This window comes from uncultured Xanthomarina sp. (assembly GCF_963971605.1).
GTDB lineage: Bacteria > Bacteroidota > Bacteroidia > Flavobacteriales > Flavobacteriaceae > Xanthomarina > Xanthomarina gelatinilytica.
In genome coordinates this window covers 26584-43692 of sequence record NZ_CAXATZ010000023.1, presented here as the reverse complement: position 1 = coordinate 43692, position 17109 = coordinate 26584, and the positions used below count along the sequence as shown (strand labels likewise).

Annotated in this window: 15 protein-coding genes and 1 riboswitch; of the genes, 13 read left to right on the top strand and 2 right to left on the bottom strand. The window is 35.6% G+C overall.

Translation table 11 applies throughout. From position 1 onward, the window contains the following. Nucleotides 1-772 (bottom strand): S-adenosylmethionine synthetase N-terminal domain-containing protein (locus tag AACY93_RS09560; protein WP_339611816.1); only part of this gene is annotated, 772 nt, incomplete at its 3' end. 255 nt (nt 773-1027) lie between these two features. Continuing rightward, nucleotides 1028-1151: riboswitch (SAM riboswitch) on the top strand. A gap of 140 nt (nt 1152-1291) precedes the next feature. Here AACY93_RS09560 and AACY93_RS09555 point away from each other — a divergent pair. The 8 genes from AACY93_RS09555 to AACY93_RS09520 all read left to right on the top strand — a co-directional run bounded on the left by AACY93_RS09555 (nt 1292) and on the right by AACY93_RS09520 (nt 10555). Next, the gene (locus tag AACY93_RS09555; RefSeq protein ID WP_287005932.1) at nt 1292-2467 is read left to right on the top strand and encodes a PLP-dependent aspartate aminotransferase family protein; all 1176 of its coding nucleotides are present in this window, start codon (nt 1292-1294) and stop codon (nt 2465-2467) included. After that, on the top strand, nt 2454-3536 hold the full coding sequence (locus tag AACY93_RS09550) for an aspartate kinase (protein WP_286854761.1): 1083 nt from the start codon (nt 2454-2456) through the stop codon (nt 3534-3536). The genes AACY93_RS09555 and AACY93_RS09550 overlap by 14 nt, the downstream gene beginning before the upstream one ends. A 65-nt stretch (nt 3537-3601) precedes the next feature. After that, nucleotides 3602-4600 carry a homocysteine S-methyltransferase family protein gene (locus tag AACY93_RS09545; protein ID WP_287005931.1) on the top strand — a complete coding sequence of 333 codons (999 nt, stop codon included), beginning with the start codon at nt 3602-3604 and terminating at the stop codon, nt 4598-4600. 27 nt (nt 4601-4627) lie between these two features. Beyond that, nucleotides 4628-4987 (top strand): four helix bundle protein, encoded by a 360-nt coding sequence (locus tag AACY93_RS09540; protein WP_287005929.1) that lies wholly within the window; start codon nt 4628-4630, stop codon nt 4985-4987. A gap of 2 nt (nt 4988-4989) precedes the next feature. Beyond that, nucleotides 4990-7719 (top strand): methionine synthase, encoded by a 2730-nt coding sequence (gene metH, locus AACY93_RS09535; protein ID WP_287005928.1) that lies wholly within the window; start codon nt 4990-4992, stop codon nt 7717-7719. A gap of 2 nt (nt 7720-7721) precedes the next feature. After that, nucleotides 7722-8678 (top strand): methylenetetrahydrofolate reductase [NAD(P)H], encoded by a 957-nt coding sequence (gene metF, locus AACY93_RS09530; protein ID WP_287005927.1) that lies wholly within the window; start codon nt 7722-7724, stop codon nt 8676-8678. Nucleotides 8679-8712: 34 nt separating this feature from the next. Beyond that, nucleotides 8713-9804, top strand: coding sequence for an acyloxyacyl hydrolase (locus AACY93_RS09525; RefSeq protein ID WP_287005926.1), 1092 nt, complete (start codon nt 8713-8715; stop codon nt 9802-9804). 4 nt (nt 9805-9808) lie between these two features. Continuing rightward, the gene (locus AACY93_RS09520) at nt 9809-10555 is read left to right on the top strand and encodes a head GIN domain-containing protein (RefSeq protein ID WP_007648017.1); all 747 of its coding nucleotides are present in this window, start codon (nt 9809-9811) and stop codon (nt 10553-10555) included. A gap of 141 nt (nt 10556-10696) precedes the next feature. Here the strand turns inward: AACY93_RS09520 and gldA are convergent, their stop codons facing one another. Continuing rightward, nucleotides 10697-11590, bottom strand: a complete 894-nt coding sequence (gene gldA, locus AACY93_RS09515; RefSeq protein WP_287005924.1) for a gliding motility-associated ABC transporter ATP-binding subunit GldA — start codon at nt 11588-11590, stop codon at nt 10697-10699. A gap of 365 nt (nt 11591-11955) precedes the next feature. On the opposite strand from gldA, the gene AACY93_RS09510 reads away from it, so the two are divergent. The 5 genes from AACY93_RS09510 (at nt 11956) to rsgA (ending at nt 17108) form a co-directional block, all read left to right on the top strand. Further along, on the top strand, nt 11956-12783 hold the full coding sequence (locus tag AACY93_RS09510; RefSeq protein WP_287005923.1) for a prephenate dehydratase: 828 nt from the start codon (nt 11956-11958) through the stop codon (nt 12781-12783). After that, nucleotides 12780-13922 carry an aminotransferase class I/II-fold pyridoxal phosphate-dependent enzyme gene (locus tag AACY93_RS09505; protein WP_287005922.1) on the top strand — a complete coding sequence of 381 codons (1143 nt, stop codon included), beginning with the start codon at nt 12780-12782 and terminating at the stop codon, nt 13920-13922. Before AACY93_RS09510 ends, AACY93_RS09505 begins: the two co-directional genes overlap by 4 nt. A gap of 94 nt (nt 13923-14016) precedes the next feature. Then, nucleotides 14017-14868, top strand: coding sequence for a prephenate dehydrogenase (locus AACY93_RS09500; protein WP_286854771.1), 852 nt, complete (start codon nt 14017-14019; stop codon nt 14866-14868). An 89-nt stretch (nt 14869-14957) separates the two neighbouring features. Continuing rightward, complete coding sequence (locus tag AACY93_RS09495) at nt 14958-16040, top strand: bifunctional 3-deoxy-7-phosphoheptulonate synthase/chorismate mutase type II (RefSeq protein ID WP_286854772.1); 1083 nt, start codon at nt 14958-14960, stop codon at nt 16038-16040. A gap of 114 nt (nt 16041-16154) precedes the next feature. Beyond that, nucleotides 16155-17108, top strand: coding sequence for a ribosome small subunit-dependent GTPase A (rsgA, locus tag AACY93_RS09490; RefSeq protein WP_286854774.1), 954 nt, complete (start codon nt 16155-16157; stop codon nt 17106-17108). Nucleotide 17109 lies beyond the last annotated feature (1 nt).

Below are 17109 nucleotides of genomic sequence, written 5' to 3'. Positions count from 1 at the left end.
TTATCAAAATGTTTTCTTCCAAATAATCTACTGGGTATTTTATATTATCTGTAAATAGAGCCTGTATGTTTTCAGGTAACTTGGCAACCACCCGAGGTATAAGAATGTCTACTATGTCTTTTCTAATTTTTGCCAGCATGGCTTCATCGGCAGCAAGATTGTCTTTTTTAGAATTGGATTTTGGTTTAACAAAATCGTCGTGCTGTGTTGAAATTACTATGGCATCAATTCGTTGAGGCACATTATCGTCGCTGTACTCAATAGTTACCTGACTTTTAGAATCTGGACGTAAGTAGGTAATGTCTTTGTTTTCCCTTCTTAAATCAGCCAGTTCAATAAGGATTCTGTGTGCTAAATCCAATGCTAGAGGCATGTAATTTTCGGTTTCACTTGTGGCATAGCCAAACATCATACCTTGGTCTCCTGCACCTTGCTCTTCTTTGCTGGCTCTATCTACACCACGATTAATGTCTTCGGATTGCTCGTGTATGGCAGAAAACACACCACAGGAATTACCATCAAACATGTAAGCACTTTTGGTATAGCCAATTTTGTTTATGGTATCCCTGGCAATTTTTTGCACATCCAAATAGGTGTTGGATTTTACTTCTCCAGCTAGCACTACCTGACCTGTAGTAACAAGGGTTTCGCAAGCAACCTTCGAGTCTTTGTCGAAAGCTAAAAAGTTATCGATTAAAGCATCGCTAATTTGGTCTGCTACTTTATCTGGATGTCCTTCAGAAACACTTTCAGAAGTAAATAAATAAGACATATAAATAGGTTTTTTATAATTTATAATTACGAAAAAATGTGATTGCAATAGTTGCTAGAGGAGTAGAATGTTACTGCTTTAGCATTTTTTTAATGAGGTTGCAATCAGACAAATTTTTCCTCTTGATATATGAAATGCAAATGTAGAAAAATTAAATGGATAGCAAATTATTTTCAAATTTTTATAACAAATAATTTGGAATTTCAATTTTTCTAATGCAATATTTGTACTCACAAAGTTCAAATACTTACTGAAATGTTATCAAGAAAGGTGGAGGGATTAGACCCTATGAAGCCTTAGCAACCCTTTGTTTTGCAAAGAAGGTGCTACATTCTACTTAATGTACGATTCATGTATCGACACGTTGGATAGATAACTAAAACGAAATTTCACATCTGAAATCTCGTCAATTTCTTTTTAACATTTTTCTATTAGGTACGCTTCTTAAGAAGCTTATTTGTCCCGATGGTTATCGGGATTGGTTTAATCATTTATTATTAACTCAAAAAAATTAGAAAAATGAATGCAACAAACATTATCCATTCCATTCCTAGCGATCCGTTAACAGGCGCTATTTCAGTACCAGTGTACCAAACATCCACATTTGTTCAGGAAGCTCCCGGGCTAAACAAAGGTTTCGATTACGCCCGAAGCAACAACCCAACCCGTAAAGTTTTGGAAGACGTTGTGGCGCAATTGGAAGGAGGTCATTCTGCCTTTGCTTTTGCAACGGGTTTGGCAGCCATAGATGCTGTTTTAAAATTGTTGTCTGCTGGCGATGAGATTATTGCAGTAGATGATATTTACGGTGGCGCATACCGTTTATTTACCCATGTGTACGAAAAATTAGGTATTAAAGTGCATTATGTAGATACTACAGATGCCGAAAATGTTGCCAATGTTATCAGCAGTAAGACCAAATTGGTTTGGATTGAATCTCCAACCAATCCAACCCTTAAAGTGTCGGATATTCAGGAAATATCCAAAATCGCAAAAAGTGTCAATGCGCTTTTGGTTGTTGATAACACTTTTGCCAGTCCTATTGCCCAAAAACCTATTGTCTTAGGAGCAGATATTATTATCCATAGTGGCACGAAATATATTGGTGGTCATTCCGATTTGGTTGCAGGTTTAGTTGTAACAAAGACAAAGGAATTATCAGAAAAATTAAAATTTATTCAAAATGCTTCTGGAGGTATTTTAGGGCCTTGGGATTGTTTTTTAACCATTCGTGGAATAGAAACCTTGGAGCTTCGTTATAGAAAACAATGCGACAATGCCTTTGCTGTGGCAGCCTTTTTGGCAAATCATGAAGCTGTAGAAAACGTTTATTTCCCTGGTTTGGTATCGCATAAAAACCATGATGTGGCTAAGCGTCAACAAAATGGTTTGTTTGGAGGTATTGTATCCTTTACTTTAAAAGAAGACACGCAAGAGGCAGCCAACAAATTTGTAACAAATACTACATATTTTAAATTGGCAGAAAGCCTTGGAGGTGTTAAAAGTTTGCTTTGTCATCCTCCACAAATGACCCACGCATCCATACCACGTGAAAAGCGGTTACAGTCTGGAATTAAAGACTCATTGATCCGTTTGTCTTGTGGAATTGAGGATTCAGAAGATTTAATAAATGATTTGAGTCAAGCTTTTACGACTGTTAACAAAACAAAAAAAACAGGTTATGTCAAACACTAAAACCCTAAATGTGGTTATTTTCGGTATAGGTAATGTTGGCAGCACCTTAATCAACCAAATACAAGCAGCCAAAGCCCAATTGTTATCACAACAGCAATTAAATATCCAGATTCCTATTGTAACAAACTCTACTTTGGCATTCTATAATGAATTTGGTATTGAAAATGCTTGGCATTCCAATTTTGAAAAGGCTTCAATTCCTTATAAGATTAAAGATATCGTTGACTTTGTCAAATCACACCATTTTCAAAATTTAATAGCTATAGATGCCACAGCCAGTAAAGATTTTGTTCAGAATTATGTGTCTTTAATTGAAAACGGATTTCATATCATTTCAGCAAATAAGGTAGCCAATACCTTAAGTTTTGAATTTTATGAACAATTAAGACAGACTTTAAAAAAGCACAACAAGTCTTTTTTGTACGAAACCAATGTGGGTGCAGGATTGCCTGTGATTGAAACCATAAAACGCTTGTACGATTCTGGTGAACAGATTAAAAAAATTAGAGGTGTTTTTTCTGGATCTTTAAGTTTTATATTCAATCGGTTTTCTTCTGAAAACGTCCTTTTTTCTGATATCCTAATACAGGCTAAACAATTAGGCTTAACAGAACCGGATGCAAGGGAAGATTTGTCAGGAACCGATGTGGCCAGAAAACTATTGATTTTAGCTAGGGAACTCCATATTAAAACCGAGTTGCACGATGTTCAAATAGAATCTTTGGTACCAAAAAATCTGAATGGGAATACTACGCTACATCAGTTTTATAGCAGACAAAAAGAATTGGATGTCCCTTTTCAGGAGCGAAAGCAAAACCTCTTGGGAAATCAGGTGTTGCGTTATGTTGGGGAATTGGATGTTACTAAAAAATCACTGGAAGTCAAGTTGGTATCAGAAGAAAAGCATACAGCTATCGGACAATTAAAAGGAGCCGATTCTGTATTTGAAATATATTCAGAATCTTATCAAGATTTTCCCTTAGTGATACAAGGAGCAGGAGCAGGAAAACATGTGACAGCTAGAGGCCTGTTTTCAGACATTGTAAAATTATCCTCAAGTTTAAATTAACAAATAGGTGAATTTTATCGATTCTATGATTAAACATAAAATTGTTTCAAAACAACATGAGCATTATGAGTGATATAAAACAAGAAATTCAAAAACGTATCTTGGTTTTGGATGGAGCCATGGGAACCATGCTGCAACGTTATAAATTTACAGAAGAAGATTTTAGAGGCGAGCGTTTTAAAGATTACCCAACATCGCTTAAAGGCAATAACGACTTGCTCTCCCTTACGCAACCTGAAGCCATTGCCGAAGTTCATAGATTGTACTTTGAAGCAGGTGCAGATATTGTAGAAACCAATACCTTTTCTGGGACTTCCATTGCCATGGCAGATTACAACATGGAAGATTTGGTGTATGAACTTAATTTTGAATCGGCTAAAATTGCAAGAAAAGTTGCAGACCAATTTACCAAAGAAAATCCAGAAAAACCAAGATTTGTAGCAGGAAGCATTGGTCCAACAAACAAAACCGCAAGTTTATCGCCAGATGTAAATAGACCAGAATTTCGAGCTATTACGTTTGATGAATTAAGAATTGCCTACAAACAACAAGTAGAAGCTTTAATTGATGGAGGCGTAGATGTGCTTTTAGTTGAAACTATTTTCGATACACTCAATGCCAAAGCAGCTTTGTTCGCTATTGAAGAAGTGAAAGAGGAACGTAACATCGATATTCCCATAATGGTTTCTGGAACCATAACAGATGCTTCTGGAAGAACGCTTTCTGGTCAAACCGTAGAAGCTTTTTTAACCTCTATTTCGCATGTTCCGTTGCTTAGCGTTGGATTTAATTGTGCCCTTGGAGCCGAACAATTACAACCATATCTACAACGATTGTCTAACGAAACGGAGTTTTTTACTTCAGCACATCCAAATGCAGGTTTGCCAAATGCTTTTGGGGAATACGACCAGTCACCCAAAGAAATGCAAGTGTTGATTGAAAATTATTTAAAAGATGGGCTTATCAATATTATTGGAGGTTGTTGTGGCACAAATCCAGATCATATAAAAGCGATTGCTGAGATTGCTAAAAATTATAAACCAAGATTGGTTTTTAGTTGTTAGTGTTTGGTGTTTAGAAAAATATAAAATATGAAAAATTATACAGAATTAGAAGTTTGGAAATTTGCAAGAGCTTTGGTGAAATCGGTTTATCAGCTTACTAAGCACTTTCCAAATACAGAATTATATAGTTTAACAAATCAGATTAATCGAAGTGTGATATCTGTACCATCAAATATTGCTGAAGGTATTGGAAGACAATCAGACAAAGAAACTATTCAATTTTTGTATATCTCAAAAGGTTCTTTGTTTGAGCTTGAAACGCAAATGTATCTTGCTTTCGATTTAGAATATATTTCTGAAGACCAACTAAAAGTAATTTTAGAACAATTATCATCTTGCAAGAAATTACTAAACGGATTCATTAACTATTTCAAAAATAAATTATAGTTATGAGTGATACTAAACACCAAACATCAAACACCAAATACCAAAAGTATTTAACTCTGTCTGGTTTAGAACCTTTGGTTGTAACTCCTGAAAGCAACTTTATTAATGTTGGTGAGCGAACCAATGTAACAGGTTCTAGAAAATTTCTTCGATTAATTAAAGAAGGGAATTATAACGAAGCTTTGGAGGTTGCAAGACATCAAGTGGAAGGTGGTGCACAAATCCTTGATGTGAATATGGATGAAGGCATGCTAGATGGTAAATATGCCATGACCAAATTTTTAAACCTTATTGCATCAGAACCTGATATTGCTCGAATTCCAATTATGATTGATAGTTCCAAATGGGAGATTATTGAAGCCGGATTGAAAGTGGTTCAAGGAAAATCGGTTGTGAATTCGATTAGTTTAAAAGAAGGAGAGGCTGAATTTATTCATCATGCAAAATTGGTAAAACGTTATGGAGCAGCTGTCATTGTCATGGCATTTGATGAGGTTGGTCAAGCCGATACTTACCAGCGTCGCATAGATATTTGTAAACGATCTTATGATATTTTGGTTAACCGAGTTAACTTTCCACCACAAGACATTATTTTCGATCCCAATATTTTTCCTGTGGCAACAGGTATGGAAGAACATAGGAAAAATGCTTTGGATTTTTTCATGGCTACCAAATGGATTCGTGAAAACCTGCCATATGCCAATGTTTCGGGAGGCGTAAGTAATGTGTCTTTTTCCTTTAGAGGAAATGATACAGTTCGCGAAGCCATGCATGCCTCTTTTTTATATCACGCCATTCAGCATGGCATGAATTTAGGCATCGTCAATCCTGCCATGTTGGAGGTTTATGATGCGATTGATAAGAAATTGTTGGAATTGGTGGAAGATGTGTTTTTTGATAGACGTGATGATGCCACAGAACGATTGCTGGATTTTGCTGAATCAGTGCACGCAAGTCGCATACGGACAAGTCGCGTAGGGACAAGTCGCGACTTGTCCCTACTACAAGAATGGAGAAACCATAGCCTTCAAGACAGAATCACACATGCTTTAGTAAAAGGAATTGACACTTTTATTATTGAAGATGTGGAGGAAGCACGTTTATCAGTCTCAAAGCCAATTGAAGTGATTGAAGGCCATTTAATGATAGGGATGAATGTGGTTGGAGACCTCTTTGGAAGTGGAAAAATGTTCTTACCTCAAGTAGTGAAATCGGCAAGGGTTATGAAAAAAGCAGTTGCTTATTTACAGCCCTTTATTGAAGCCGAAAAGGATGGAAAACAAGAGTTTTCCGGTCGTGTATTGATGGCAACGGTTAAAGGCGATGTGCATGATATTGGAAAAAACATTGTAAGTGTGGTTTTAGGTTGTAACAATTACGAAATCATCGATTTAGGGGTCATGGTGCCACCTGATAAAATTATTGAAGCTGCCATTGCCGAAAAGGTAGATATTATTGGTTTAAGTGGGTTGATTACACCTTCTCTGGACGAAATGGCTTATGTGTCACAAGAAATGGAAAAGAAAAATTTAGATATTCCTTTAATCATTGGAGGTGCCACCACGTCCAGAGCGCATACGTCTGTAAAAATTGCTCCAAACTATAGCGAAACTGTGGTGCATATTAACGATGCCTCGAGAGCAGTAACAGTTGTTGGAAATTTGCTTCAGAAGGATAATAAAGTGTTTAAAAAACAAATTAGAGAAGAGTATGATGCCTTTAGAGAGCAGTTTTTAAAACGCACTAAGGAAAAAGTATATCTTACTATTGAAGAGGCAAGAAAAAATAAATTTCAAATAGATTGGAATACCTCAGAAATTGTAAAACCAAAGCAATTAGGAGTTCAGATTCTTGAAGATTTCGATTTAAAAAAATTAGAAGCATTTATCGATTGGTCTCCATTTTTTAGGAGTTGGGATTTACATGGTCGTTACCCAGATATTTTGGAAGATGACGTTGTTGGAGCACAAGCCAAGGAGTTATTTAAAGACGCCAAAGTTTTGCTCAATCGTATTTTCGATGATAAACTTCTGAAAGCTAATGCTGTTTTCGGATTATTTCCAGCAAACTCAGTCAATGATGATGATATTCAAATTCAGAATTCAGAATTCCGAATTCAGAATTATAAATTCCTAACCCTTCGTCAGCAATCCAAAAAAGCAGCAGGAAAACCAAACTTGGCCTTAGCCGATTTTATCGCACCAAAAGAAACAGGAGTTCAAGATTATATGGGTTGCTTTTGTGTAAGTACAGGTTTTGGAACAGAATCTTTAGCGAAAGAGTTTGAGGAAAATCATGACGATTATAATGCTATTATGATTAAAGCCTTGGCAGATAGGTTGGCAGAAGCATTTGCAGAATATTTACATAAAGAAGTAAGAACAAATTACTGGAATTATGCGCAAGACGAAAGTTTAACAAACGAAGATTTAATTAAAGAAAATTACAAAGGCATTCGTCCGGCTCCAGGCTATCCAGCGTGTCCAGATCATTTGGAAAAAAAGACAATCTGGGAATTGTTGAAAGTAAAAGAAAACATTGGAGTTGAACTTACAGAAAGTTTGGCCATGTGGCCAGCAGCCAGTGTTAGTGGATACTATTTTGCAAATCCGGAAGCAAAATATTTTGGATTAGGTAAAATTAATCAAGATCAACTAAAAGATTATGCCATACGAAGAGGTATTACAGAAGCCGAAGCAGAAAAATGGTTGCATCCTAATTTAGCAGATTAAATATGAAAGTAACAGAGCACATAAAAAACGCCAACGGGAACACTTTGTTTTCATTCGAGATTTTACCTCCTTTAAAAGGACAAAACGTGCAATCCATATTCGATAATATCGATCCGTTAATGGAATTTAAACCACCATTTATTGATGTAACCTATCATCGTGAAGAATATGTGTATAAAGAGCTCGAGAATGGTTTGCTGCAAAAAAAGGTGGTTAAAAAAAGACCTGGAACGGTTGGAATTTGTGCAGCCATTCAAAATAAATATCGCGTAGATGCCATTCCGCATATTTTGTGTGGTGGATTTACAAAAGAAGATACCGAAAACTTTTTGATAGATTTAGACTTTTTGGGGATTGACAATGTCATGGCCTTACGTGGTGATGCCGTAAAAACAGAAACCTATTTTAAAGCTGAAAAAGAAGGGCATCATTATGCAAGTGAATTGGTGACCCAAATTTCAGATTTGAACAAAGGCACCTATTTGGATGAAGACCTGCTTAATTCATCTTGTACAAATTTCTGCGTTGGCGTTGCAGCTTATCCAGAAAAGCACATGGAAGCTCCAAGTTTGGATAGCGACATCCATTTCTTAAAAAAGAAAATAAAAAATGGAGCCCAATACATTGTAACCCAAATGTTTTTTGATAATAATAGGTACTTTGAATTTGTTGAAAAATGTAGAAGAGAAGGTATCACAGTTCCAATAATTCCAGGGTTGAAACCCATAGCAACCAAAAAACAACTTAATTTAATTCCACATCGATTTCATGTGGATTTACCTGAAGACTTAATTTTAGAGGTTGTGAATTGTCAAAACAATGAACAGGTAAGACAATTGGGCATTGAGTGGTGTGTCCAGCAATCCAAAGAACTACAAAAAGCAGGAATTCCTGTGCTTCATTACTATTCCATGGGGAAAAGTGACAATATAAAAGCCATAGCATCGCAGGTATTTTAAATATTCTACTATTTTTGCTTCACAAATAATATAAATGAGGCAATTACTAACCTGCTTGATGTGTCTGTGTTTTGCATTTGGTTTTTCGCAAGAGAAGCAAAGCAAATCCTATTTTGATATTAATTATTTTACTGGCAACATTGCCTTGCACAATAATGATATTCTTCATTTAATACAAGGACATCCAGAGGGTGTTATCCTGAGTTGGAACAAAAAAACCTTTGGGGAAAAGGATTGGGAACAACGCTATGGCTATCCAGATTGGGGTCTCTCCTTTGCATATCAAGATTTAAAAAACGATGTTTTGGGCAATAATTATTCCCTTTATGCCCATTATAATTTTTATTTTTTAAAACGGAATTTAATGTTGCGTATAGGTCAAGGCTTGGCTTATAATACAAATCCTTACGATAAAGAGGATAACCATAAAAATGTAGCTTTTGGTTCTACCATTTTAAGTGCCACTTATTTAATGCTAAATTACAAAAAAGAACGTTTGTTTGATAGGTTTGGCGTGCAAGCCGGTTTTTCACTTTTACATTATTCCAATGCCAATGTAAAAGCGCCAAATACCAGCGTAAATACCATTGCCTTCAATGTAGGCGTTACATATAATTTAGATGAAACAGACCCAGATTTTATTGGAACGCTTACCAAAGAAAAATTCACGCAACCCATAAAATACAATGTGGTTTTTAGAAGTGGTATCAATGAAAGTGATGTGATAGGAAGTGGGCAATTTCCATTTTATATCCTCTCGGCTTATGCCGATAAGCGTTTGTCGCATAAAAGTGCTGTGCAGTTAGGGACAGATGTGTTCTTCTCTATGTTTTTAAAAGAACTGATTTACTATAAATCCGTTGCCTTTCCTGAAGAACATGTTTCGGGAGATGAAGATTACAAGCGTGTGGGTGTGTTTGCTGGTCACGAATTGTTCATCAATAAAATGTCTTTGGTCACACAATTTGGTTATTATGTGTATTATCCATTTGATTTTGAAGGGAGAACCTACTTAAGAATAGGGGTAAAACGTTATTTTGGCGAAAAAATATTTGGTGCCATTACTTTAAAGTCTCATGGAGCCAAAGCCGAAGCTGTTGAGTTTGGAGTTGGAATTAGATTGTAAATAAATGAAAAAAATACTGTACCTATTTGTTTTTACTTGTTTTCTTGCTTGCGATAGCGAGGATGCGAACGATTGTTTTCAAAAAACCGGAAACATCATTCAAAAGGAAGTGGTTGTGGACGATTTTGAAAAAATTCTAATTAACCGAAACATTGAACTCATTCTTAAAGAAGCACCAGAAACCCATGTTTTAATTGAAACAGGAGAAAACTTAATGAATGATGTAGAGGTGGTAGTTGTAGATAATCAATTGCGTTTAACAGATAACAATACTTGTAATTTTGTACGGGATTACGAGCCAACTAAAATTTATGTTTCGGCTCCAAATATTACCGATATAAGAAGTTCCACACAGTTCGACATATCTTCCGATGGCGTTTTGAATTATACCGATTTAAGATTGTTTTCAGAAGATTTTAATTCTGAAGGTGCTTTCACTATGGGAGATTTTAGATTGCGTGTCAATACAAACATGTTGAGAATCACTTCAAATAATCTGTCTTCTTTTTACATTTCTGGAGATACCAACAAACTGCATATAGGTTTTTATTCTGGAGCTGGACGTTTTGAAGGAGCTCAGCTAATTGCTCAAGAAGTAAATGTGTCCCATAGAGGGAGTAACGACATAATTGTAAACCCACAACTTTCTTTAGAAGGGGAATTACGTGGTACAGGAGATGTCATTTCCAAAAACCAGCCACCAATTGTGGATGTGGAACAATTATACACAGGAGAACTTATTTTTGATTAAGTTGAAAAAAAAATCATTGACTGCTTAGAGGTGATCAAACCCCAAAAACAAAATTGCAATAGCTTAGGCTCCAATCAGTAGTGTTGGTCAAACATTAAAGTTTTAGACCTTTACAACTTTGGGTCTTTGCGAGAAAAAAACTTACTTCGTCAACTCCCGAAACAAGTTTTCCAAACTCATGTTTTTCTGATTCAACTGCAAAATTTTCAACTGATTGTCATGTGCAAAATCAAACACATGGGAACGCATGTCTTCTGTAGTGGAAAAGGTGATTTCATAAATAAAGTCGTGCGTATTTACAACCTGTTTTACTTTTGGCAAGTTCAATAAAAAGGCATCTTCAACCCTGTAATCAAATTCCACAACCACTATTTGTTCCTGACCTTCACGAAGTTCTTTTAATTTCTTATCGGCTACAATTTCACCTTTGTTAATAATAATCACTCGATCGCACATGGCTTCAACTTCTTGCATGATGTGTGTGGAGAGAAAAACAGTTTTTTCTTTTCCAATACTTTTAATCAGGTTCCTAATGTCTACCAATTGGTTTGGGTCCAATCCAGTGGTAGGTTCATCTAAAATCAGCACATCTGGATTGTGCAAAAGCGCATTGGCCAAACCTACCCGTTGTCTGTAGCCTTTAGAGAGCTGGCCTATTTTTTTGTGACTTTCAGGTGTTAAACCAGTAAGCTGTATCACTTCTTCTATACGTTCTTTGGTTACGCCATAAACTTGAGCGTTAAAGGCTAAATATTCCCTTACATACTGTTCCAAATACAACGGATTGTGTTCCGGCAAATACCCTACACTTTGCTGAACCTTCTGTTGGTTGGTATTTACATCAAAGTAGTTCACTTTAGCTTGTCCTTCAGAAGCCTCAATATAAGTGGTTAGAATTTTCATCATGGTCGATTTTCCTGCGCCATTGGGCCCTAAAAAACCAACAATTTCTGGCTTGTTCACCTTAAAGGATATGTTGTTCAACGCTTTTTGAGAACCGTAAATTTTTGTGATGTTTGCAACTTCTATAGACATAAAACGCTTAGATTTTTTGTAAAAATAACTAATTCGTAAACGATTTCAATTAAAAAAAAGTCTTTCCATTTTGTTTTTTCAAATTATTGCTTACATTAGCTGCCGCATTATGAAACAGTCAAGCTAAAGAGCTTAACATCCAAAGGAATGATTATAAAGCTGTTTCAAGTGGCAAATTTTAGCCGTAAAATAAGCACATGAAAACAATAACGCATTTTACATATTATAACTGGTATTATTTCTTTTTTAACAGAAGAAACGAGACCCTATATATGTATATGTAAAGATTAATAATATATGTTAAAAAGTCTCGATTTATTTCGGGACTTTTTTTTTGCGAAAAAATTAAAATAAAAAACATAGGTTTGATAAAAACAGTTGCCATACAGGGAGTCAAAGGGTCTTTTCATCATATTGTGTCACAACAATATTTTAAAAACCAAGCACATATATTGGAATGTTTAACGTTTGATGAAGCTGTACAGAGCTTGATTTCTGGAAAAACAGAAGCTGTGGTCATGGCTTTAGAGAATTCCATAGCTGGTTCCATTATCCCAAATTATGCTTTGATAGACACCCATCATTTGCATATTGTAGGTGAACATTATTTGGATGTGCAACACCATCTAATGGCTTTGCCAAATCAAAGCATAGCCAATGTTAAAGAGGTGTATTCCCATCCGATGGCTTTATTGCAATGCAAAGAATTTTTTAAAAAATTCCCACACATAAAACTTATTGAAGATAAAGATACAGCTGAGGTGGCACAGCGTATTCAAAGTAAAAGCATCAAAGGGGTTGCGGCCATAGCAAGTAAACTGGCTTCAGAACTATTTAACTTGAACATTCTTGCCGAAAGCATTCAAACCATAAAACATAACGAAACCCGATTTGTAATCGTTAAAAAAGAAAATCATGAAATCTCAGAAGAAGAAATCAACAAAGCATCTATAAAATTCGAATTAGAACATAAAAGAGGCAGTTTGGCAGCCATGTTGAATGTCATGAGTGATTGTAAATTGAACTTAACCAAAATACAATCATTACCAAAAATGGAAACACCATGGAAATACGCTTTTTTTGTTGATGTGACATTTGATGAGTATAAAGACTATAAAAAAGCAATTTCCATTATGGAAATCATGACTGAAGATTTTAAAATATTAGGTGAATATAAAAAAGCAAAACCATGATTGAAGCTGCAAAAAGATTGCAAAGCATTGAAGAATACTACTTTTCGAAAAAACTTCGTGAAGTTAGGCTGTTGGAAGCCAATGGCAAACCAATCATTAATTTGGGCATTGGAAGCCCAGACCTTCAACCACCACAGAGTGTCATTACAGCCTTGGGCAAAAGTTTTGAAGCGATACAGGCCAACCAATATCAAAGCTATCAAGGTTTGCCGGAACTTCGCGAAGCCATTGTCTCTTTTTATAGAGACCAGTTTCAGGTGTATTTAAGCCCAACTACAGAAGTCTTGCCATTAATGGGAAGCAAAGAAGGTATCATGCACATTTCCATGGCTTTTTTAAATCATGGAGATCAAGTGCTTATTCCAAATCCAGGATATCCAACCTATGCTTCTGTAACAAAATTACTTGGTGCAAAGCCAGTATTTTACAATTTAAATGAAACAAATAATTGGATGCCAGATTTGGAAGTATTAGAAAGTCAAGACTTAACCAAGGTAAAAATGATGTGGGTGAATTATCCTCATATGCCAACAGGAGCAATAGCGACCGAAGGGTTTTTTACAAGATTGATTTCCTTTGCCAAACGGCATCGTATTTTAATTGTGAATGATAATCCGTATGGTTTTATTTTAAACGATTCCCCTAAAAGTATCTTGAGTATTCCAGGAGCAAAAGACGTTTGTTTGGAGCTGAACTCTTTAAGTAAAACCTTTAATATGTCTGGTTGGAGAGTTGGGATGGTTTTGGGGAAATCAGACTACATCAATCATGTTTTAAAAGTAAAAAGCAATATGGATTCTGGCATGTTTTACGGTATTCAAAAAGGAGCCATAGAAGCCTTAAAGTGCTCCAAATTATGGTATGCCAGTTTAAATCAAGTTTATCGGGAAAGACGAAAACTCATCTGGCAACTGGCAGATAGCTTAAACTGCAGATTTGATAAAAAAGCAACTGGATTGTTTGTTTGGGCAAAAGTTCCAGACTTGTTTACATCAGAGGAGTTTATTGATTTATTGTTAAAAGAAAAAAACATTTTTATAGCTCCAGGGACTGTTTTTGGAAGCCAAGGAGAAGGCTATGTTAGGTTTTCACTTTGTGCAACCACAGATGTTATTGAAGAAGCCATTGCGAGGCTATAAATACCCTGCATGGTTATAATCCCCAAGCGTTGTGACTTGCAGGTTTAAATTTCAAATCTTCCATAAGTGAAGATGTCTTTAAAAGACAAAAAATATGAAAAACATATACATAATAGGAGTTGGTTTAATTGGAGGTAGCATTGCCAAAGATGTTAAAAAAATGAATCTAGGGATTTCAATTCATGGAATTGATGCAAACGAAACCCATTTACAAGAAGCATTAACTTTAAAACTAATTGATAAAAAAGCAAATTTCGAAGATTTAAAACATGCTGATTTGGTGATTGTTTCCATTCCTGTAGATGCTACAGAAACCTTGTTGCCACATATTTTGGATGTTGTATCTGAGGATACCTTGGTAATTGATTCTGGTTCCACCAAAGCAAGCATTTGCAAAGCTGTAGCGAAACATCCAAAAAGGAGAAATTTTTTAGCCACACACCCTATTGCAGGAACTGAATTTTCGGGGCCAAAAGCTGCTGTGGAAGGTTTGTTCATGAACAAAACAAACATCATTTGCGAAATAGAAAAAACAGCTTTTAAATTGCAAGAGCGCGCTTTAACCATTTTCAAGATTATGGGAATGAACATGCGTTACATGAATCCGGAAGCCCATGACAAACACATAGCTTATGTATCGCATTTATCCCATATAAGTGCTTTTATGTTAGGGAAAACAGTTATTGAGAAAGAAAAAAACGAACGTGATATTTTCGATTTGGCAGGAAGTGGTTTTGCTTCAACAGTAAGATTGGCGAAAAGTTCACCAAGTATGTGGACACCCATTTTCAAACAAAATAAAGTTAATGTTATTGAAACTTTAGATGAGTATATAAACAATCTTGTTAAATTTAAGGAGTTTATGCAAACCGATAATTTTGATGCCATTTTTAAGGATATGGAAAACACAAACCATATAAAAGACATATTAAACGGAATAAAATAAGTAAGCACTAAGCAAATTCCCAAACATCAAAAAAGCAGGACTTGTATAGATAATATTGGAATTTGTTTTAAGAAATTTTAAAACATATTATGGAAAACAAAAAAGAATTAAGACACTGGTTAAATGCCTTCGGGTTAGAGCATCCATTGGTTATTGCAGGACCTTGTAGCGCAGAGACTGAAGAACAGGTTTTAAATATAGCCCATCAATTGAAGGATAGTGATACAACAGTTTTAAGAGCAGGAATCTGGAAACCAAGAACACGACCTGGAAATTTTGAAGGAGTAGGAGCCTTGGGCTTAAAGTGGTTGCAAAAAGCCAAAGAAGAAACAGGCTTGTTAACAGCCACAGAAGTTGCCAATGCCACTCATGTGGATTTGGCGCTGCAACATGATATAGATGTGTTGTGGATTGGTGCCAGAACAACGGTCAGTCCGTTTATAGTTCAGGAAATTGCAGAAGCTTTAAAAGGAACCGACAAAATAGTGTTGGTGAAAAACCCTGTAAATCCAGATTTGGCTTTGTGGTTGGGAGCTGTAGAGCGTTTTTACGCCTCAGGAATCAATAATCTGGGAGTGATCCACAGAGGTTTTTCAACCTATGAAAAAACCAGGTATAGAAACAATCCAGAATGGCAATTACCAATCGATTTACAAAACAGGTTTCCAGACTTGCCACTTATTTTAGATCCTTCGCATATAGCTGGACGTAGGGATATTATTTTCGATTTATGCCAAACGGCTCTCGATTTGAATTATGATGGCTTAATGATAGAAACACATCACCAACCTGATAAGGCTTGGAGTGATGCGTCCCAGCAAATCACACCAAACACGCTTATTCAGTACACAAAAGATTTACGTATAAGAAAAGAGATAGGTGAAGCTGCAGAATTTAAAAACAAAATAAACACCTTAAGAACGCAAATAGATGTTATAGACCATCAATTTATTGAAATGTTAGGAAAACGCATGAAGATTGCCGATGATATAGGAGCTTTAAAAAAAGCACATAATGTGGCCGTTTTACAAACCAAACGTTGGAACGAGATACTTGGTAAAATGATTCTTCAAGGAGAAGAGAAAAACTTAAGCGAAGAATTTATTTTAAGGCTTTTCAAAGCCATACACCAGGAGTCCATCAATCATCAGGAAAAGATTATTAACAAATAAAAGTGTTTTCCCACCATTAAGGTTTCTAAAATCTCAATGGTCTTGAGTCATCCTGAAAGGTCTTTTATCAACGATAAGTTTTTCATTATTAATTAATATTGCATCTTTGTAATAATGATAGGAATTGTATATAAATCTACAGGAAGTTGGTACACTGTTAAAACAGATTTTGGTGCCACTTATCAATGCCGAATCAAAGGAAAGTTCAGGATACAAGGCATTAAAAGCACCAATCCCATAGCCGTTGGAGATCGTGTGGATTTTGATTTGGATACAACAAATAACGAAGAAACCGTTGGTATTGTGACCCATATTCACGATAGAAAGAATTATATTGTTAGAAAATCGGTTAATTTATCAAAGCAAACACACATTATTGCATCAAACATCGATCAAGTGTTTTTATTGATTACCATTGATAATCCACCAACATTTACAAGTTTTATCGATCGGTTTTTGGTTACAGCAGAAGCCTATTCCATTAAAACCATTTTACTGTTCAATAAAATAGACACCTATCAAGAAGAGACCCTTAATGAAGTTAGGTATTTGGCTCATATATATAGGCAAATAGGTTATGAGTGTATTGGGATTTCGGCTGCTACTGGTAAAAATATCGATAAGGTTAAGGCCTTAATGCAAGATAAGGTAAGCATGTTTGCTGGTCATTCTGGAGTTGGAAAATCTACCTTAATAAACACTATTGAGCCAGAATTGGACTTGAAAACAAAAGCCATTTCCAATCAGCATATGCAAGGACAGCACACCACGACTTTCGCTGAAATGTTTGATTTAAGTTTTGGAGCTAAAATTATAGATACACCTGGAATTAAAGGTTTTGGGGTTGTAGATATGGATAAGGCTGAGGTAGGCGATTATTTTCCTGAGTTTTTTAAACTAAAACAGGAATGCAAATTTCATAATTGTATTCATGTGGACGAACCAAAATGTGCTGTAAAAGAAGCCTTGGATAGAGATGAGATAGCCTATACCAGATATAGAAGTTACATTCAAATTCTGGAAGGTGAAGATGAACATTATAGAACGGATAGTTGGGATAAAGAATAAG

Coding starts and splice junctions, on each gene's coding strand:
- AACY93_RS09555 (WP_287005932.1), top strand. CDS start 1,292: ATGAATGCAACAAACATTATCCATTCCATTCCTAGCGATCCGTTAACA.
- AACY93_RS09550 (WP_286854761.1), top strand. CDS start 2,454: ATGTCAAACACTAAAACCCTAAATGTGGTTATTTTCGGTATAGGTAAT.
- AACY93_RS09545 (WP_287005931.1), top strand. CDS start 3,602: ATGAGTGATATAAAACAAGAAATTCAAAAACGTATCTTGGTTTTGGAT.
- AACY93_RS09540 (WP_287005929.1), top strand. CDS start 4,628: ATGAAAAATTATACAGAATTAGAAGTTTGGAAATTTGCAAGAGCTTTG.
- metH (WP_287005928.1), top strand. CDS start 4,990: ATGAGTGATACTAAACACCAAACATCAAACACCAAATACCAAAAGTAT.
- metF (WP_287005927.1), top strand. CDS start 7,722: ATGAAAGTAACAGAGCACATAAAAAACGCCAACGGGAACACTTTGTTT.
- AACY93_RS09525 (WP_287005926.1), top strand. CDS start 8,713: ATGAGGCAATTACTAACCTGCTTGATGTGTCTGTGTTTTGCATTTGGT.
- AACY93_RS09520 (WP_007648017.1), top strand. CDS start 9,809: ATGAAAAAAATACTGTACCTATTTGTTTTTACTTGTTTTCTTGCTTGC.
- gldA (WP_287005924.1), bottom strand. CDS start 11,590: ATGTCTATAGAAGTTGCAAACATCACAAAAATTTACGGTTCTCAAAAA.
- AACY93_RS09505 (WP_287005922.1), top strand. CDS start 12,780: ATGATTGAAGCTGCAAAAAGATTGCAAAGCATTGAAGAATACTACTTT.
- AACY93_RS09500 (WP_286854771.1), top strand. CDS start 14,017: ATGAAAAACATATACATAATAGGAGTTGGTTTAATTGGAGGTAGCATT.
- AACY93_RS09495 (WP_286854772.1), top strand. CDS start 14,958: ATGGAAAACAAAAAAGAATTAAGACACTGGTTAAATGCCTTCGGGTTA.
- rsgA (WP_286854774.1), top strand. CDS start 16,155: ATGATAGGAATTGTATATAAATCTACAGGAAGTTGGTACACTGTTAAA.